This window comes from Salibacter sp. (assembly GCF_031581065.1).
Lineage (GTDB): Bacteria > Bacteroidota > Bacteroidia > Flavobacteriales_G > Salibacteraceae > Salibacter.
This window is the reverse complement of record NZ_JAVLBN010000085.1, coordinates 1-4,110: the sequence shown is the minus strand read 5'-3', so window position 1 is coordinate 4,110 and position 4,110 is coordinate 1. Positions and strand designations below refer to the sequence as shown.

Genomic DNA, 4,110 nt, shown 5'->3' with positions numbered 1-4,110 from the left:
CTTTATTCGTGAATAAACCTCCCGTAATGCCGGTTATCAACGCAACAATGGGTCTGATCACGGCAAATGGAAGCCCCATCAAAGAATAGGTAGCCAAAATAGAATCGACACCGGTTTGTGGAGTTGAGATCAGGAACGAAACCGATGCTCCTTTGCTCGCTCCGTTTTTGTGAAACGAAACGCCTGTTGGAATTACTCCACATGAACAGAGCGGCAACGGTACGCCAACGAGTGCTGCATTGATAACAGATTTCAGGTTCCGTTTACCAAGGTACTTATTGACTTTGTCTTTTGGGAAGTAAACGTGCAGAATACCCGCGAGCAAAAAACCCAAAACGAGGTATGGAGACATTTCACTAAAAAGTTCCCAAAAAGCAACAACCAGCGACTTTAAAAAATCGAGAATCATGATTTATTCAGTTTTTCTTCGTACTTTTCTTTAACCATCATGGGAATTGGCACTGGCTCTCCCGATTCATCTATACGGACAAATGTCATTTTTGTGCTGCATACAATTGTTTCCTCTTCAGAGATCACGTTGTACTTACGTGCCTCAATTTTCATTGTGAGTGAAGTATTTCCCATGCGTACAACTTCTCCGTATATCTTGATCAAAAAGCCAACCTTGACAGCTTTTTTAAAAATAACTTCATCTATTTTGAGTGTTACCATATTGGGGGAGCGACAAATTTCCGAGGCTAATGTTCCGGCAGCTTCATCGATCCAGGCGAGCATGTTACCGCCAAATAAGTTCCCGTGGACCCCGAGGTCCTTGCCCATGCATATTTTTTGAGTTATGAATTCCATTATATGTGTTTTGTGTTGCAAAGGTATAGTTCCTTCTTATTTTAAATTAATCTAAATAGATTTTTTAGGTGACGTTTATCACATGATTGCCAGCAGAACGCAACCAAAACACAAATGTTCCGGTGGTATCAAAAACGATGTGTTCAAATTTCTATCGACCCTTTGAGCGAGCGATAGAGGCAAATTCATAATTTGCGGTCAAATTCTTTATAATGAAACGAGTCATGTGAAATCTCTTTCACCATGAAGGAAATCAAATGTGACGAGTTCCGTGAGGCATTATTAAATCATGAACACATGAAAGTACATCTCATCGCGATTGGAGGAAGTGCCATGCACAACATGGCTATTGCACTCAAAGAGAAAGGATACGAAGTAACGGGAAGTGATGATCAAATCTTTGAGCCCTCGCGTTCAAGATTGAAAAACCACGGACTTCTACCCAAAAAAGAGGGTTGGAATCCGTCTTCTATTACGAAAGATCTCGATGTCGTGATATTGGGTATGCATGCCCGTCCAGGTAATCCCGAGCTGAAAAAAGCCCAGGAACTCGGGTTGGCGATCTATTCATATCCGGAATATATCTACAATCAGAGCCGTGAGAAAGTTCGCGTTGTCATAGCCGGCAGTCACGGAAAAACGAGTATTACTGCGATGGTTCTGCACGTATTGCATCACTACAATCGAGATGTTGACTACATGGTTGGAGCACAGCTCGAAGGTTTTAATACAATGGTCAAGCTTACTGATGAAGCTCCTGTCATCATTCTGGAAGGTGATGAGTATCTTTCTTCACCAATTGACAGGAAGCCAAAATTCCTGTGGTACAAACCTCATATAGCGTTAATAAGTGGAATTGCCTGGGATCATATCAATGTTTTTAAAACCTATGCGGATTACGTTGAGCAATTTGAATTGTTTGTTGAAGACATGAAGGATAATTCCACACTCATTTATTGTGAAATCGATCGTGAACTCAAGCGTATTACTGAGGAAAAAGCAGCTAAAAAAGTCAATAAAATTCCATACCGCACACCCTCTCACAAAATCATTAATAATCAAACTTTCCTCAAGACTGATGAAGGCGATGTTCCATTAAAAGTATTTGGAAATCACAACCTTCAAAACCTCAATGGCGCAAGGTTGACCCTCAATCAACTCAACATCACTGATGAGCAGTTTTACAAAGCTATTCAGTCGTTTACGGGAGCAGCTAACCGATTACAAAAACTCGAAGAAAACGATACAGCCTGCATTTTCAAAGATTTTGCTCACGCACCATCTAAGTTGAAGGCCACAACAGCTGCAGTTAAAGCACAGTATCCTGATCGGGAGTTGATTGCTATAATGGAGTTGCACACGTTTAGTAGTCTCACAAAAGAGTTTTTAAAGGAGTACAAAGGCGCTATGAATTCGGCAGATAGAGCAATCGTGTACTACAACCCCAAAACGATAGAACATAAAAAACTCGATCCAATTGAAAAAGAGGATGTTCGACAGGCATTTGATCGCGAAGACTTATCGGTCAGAACCGATAGCGAACAACTCGAGAATTATCTCCGTGGATTGTCATTGGAGAATGCCAATCTGTTGATTATGACGAGCGGAAACTTTGATGGAATTGATGTTGAAAAACTGGCAGGAGAGATCATCCACAAAGGAGAAGAAACAAAAGCGAAAAGCTGATAAAGTAAATCAGTTAGATGTTGACGCTCTCCATCTCAATTCGCTAATTTTGGTGCGCTTCGTTGCGATATAAAATTCAGGTTATGAAATTCGATACATCCGGTTTCTCTAAAGAGGAACTTCTCGATATTTACGATAAATTACTACTACCCAGATTAATCGAGGAGAAGATGCTCATTCTTCTACGTCAGGGAAAAATCTCAAAATGGTTTTCAGGTTACGGACAGGAGGCAGTCTCTGTCGGTTCAGCTTTCGTGATGAACCCTGATGAGTACATGCTGCCCATGCACCGCAATTTAGGAATTTTTACAACGAGAGGAGTTCCGCTGAATCGATTGTTTAGTCAGTTCCAGGGAAAAATGAACGGCTTTACAAAAGGACGTGATCGCTCATTTCACTTTGGCTCAAAGGAGCACAATATCGTTGGTATGATTTCTCATTTGGGTCCACAGATGGGTATTGCCGATGGTATTGCGCTCGCTACCAAATTACAAAAAGAGAACAAGGCCACTCTTGTTGTTACCGGTGATGGCGGAGCCAGTGAAGGTGATTTTCACGAATCGGTGAATACTGCTGCGGTTTGGGATCTCCCGGTGATTTTCATGATCGAGAATAATCAGTGGGGACTTTCAACTCCGAGTTCTGAACAGTTTCGTTGTGATCAGTTTATCGATAAAGGAATTGGTTATGGAATGGAAACGGAGCAGATTGATGGAAATAATATTTTGGATGTAATTCGCGGATTGCGAAATGTTACCGCCCGCGTGAGGGAAACAGGCAAGCCGGTTCTGACCGAAATGATCACTTTTAGGATGCGCGGTCACGAAGAAGCATCAGGTACAAAATATTACCCTGAAGGTCTTCAGGATGAGTGGGCTAAACACGATCCCATTGTCAATTACGAATCATTTTTGGTTGAATCCGGGGTTCTGACCGAAGAAGATAAAGAGAAAAAACGAAAGGAGTTAAAAGAGCTTATCAATGCGGAATGGAATACAGCTCTTGAAGAACCTGAGGTTTCTTCGAGCATTGAAGATGAGTTGAATGATGTGTATGCGTCTTTTGATTTTGAGGAGGTTAAACCTGCTGGAGAAAAGAACGAAATGCGTTTTGTCGATGCCGTTTCTGACGGTTTACGCGAAGCTATGAAAAAACACGATGGGCTTGTTTTGATGGGGCAGGACATCGCTGAGTACGGAGGTGTTTTCAAAATAACGGATGGCTTTGTTGAGGAATTTGGCAAAGAAAGAGTTCGGAATACTCCGTTGTGCGAGTCAGCAATTTTAGGAGCCGGACTCGGGCTCAGCATTAAAGGACAAAAGGCCATGGTAGAAATGCAGTTTGCTGATTTTGTCTCAGAAGGAATCACCCAAATTTGCAATAACCTGGCAAAGATTCATTACCGCTGGGGACAAAATGCCGATGTTGTTGTTCGCATGCCAACTGGTGCCGGAGTAGGAGCGGGGCCTTATCATTCGCAATCCAATGAAATGTGGTTTGCGCATATTCCGGGATTGAAAATTGCTTATCCGGCATTTCCTGAAGATGCGAAAGGATTGCTACTTACAGCTTTTGAAGATCCGGGACCCGTTATGTTCTTTGAACACAAAGCACTTT

4 protein-coding genes are annotated in these 4,110 nt (G+C 42.0%); 2 read left to right on the top strand and 2 right to left on the bottom strand.

Annotated features, from left to right (window positions below; translation table 11 throughout):
• Together RI557_RS11450 and RI557_RS11445 are read right to left on the bottom strand one after the other, a co-directional pair.
• The coding region (locus tag RI557_RS11450; RefSeq protein ID WP_310683894.1) for a permease at nucleotides 1-409 on the bottom strand (409 nt) is incomplete at its 3' end.
• On the bottom strand, nucleotides 406-807 hold the full coding sequence (locus RI557_RS11445) for a hotdog domain-containing protein (RefSeq protein WP_310683892.1): 402 nt from the start codon (nucleotides 805-807) through the stop codon (nucleotides 406-408). The genes RI557_RS11445 and RI557_RS11450, both read right to left, overlap by 4 nt.
• Before the next feature lie 297 nt (nucleotides 808-1,104).
• Between RI557_RS11445 and murC the strand changes: the two genes are divergently transcribed.
• Both murC and RI557_RS11435 read left to right on the top strand, forming a co-directional pair.
• Nucleotides 1,105-2,493, top strand: coding sequence for a Mur ligase family protein (murC, locus tag RI557_RS11440; RefSeq protein WP_310683890.1), 1,389 nt, complete (start codon nucleotides 1,105-1,107; stop codon nucleotides 2,491-2,493).
• 83 nt (nucleotides 2,494-2,576) lie between these two features.
• The coding region (locus RI557_RS11435; protein ID WP_310683887.1) for a thiamine pyrophosphate-dependent enzyme at nucleotides 2,577-4,110 on the top strand (1,534 nt) is incomplete at its 3' end.

Coding starts and splice junctions, on each gene's coding strand:
- murC (WP_310683890.1), top strand. CDS start 1,105: ATGAAAGTACATCTCATCGCGATTGGAGGAAGTGCCATGCACAACATG.
- RI557_RS11445 (WP_310683892.1), bottom strand. CDS start 807: ATGGAATTCATAACTCAAAAAATATGCATGGGCAAGGACCTCGGGGTC.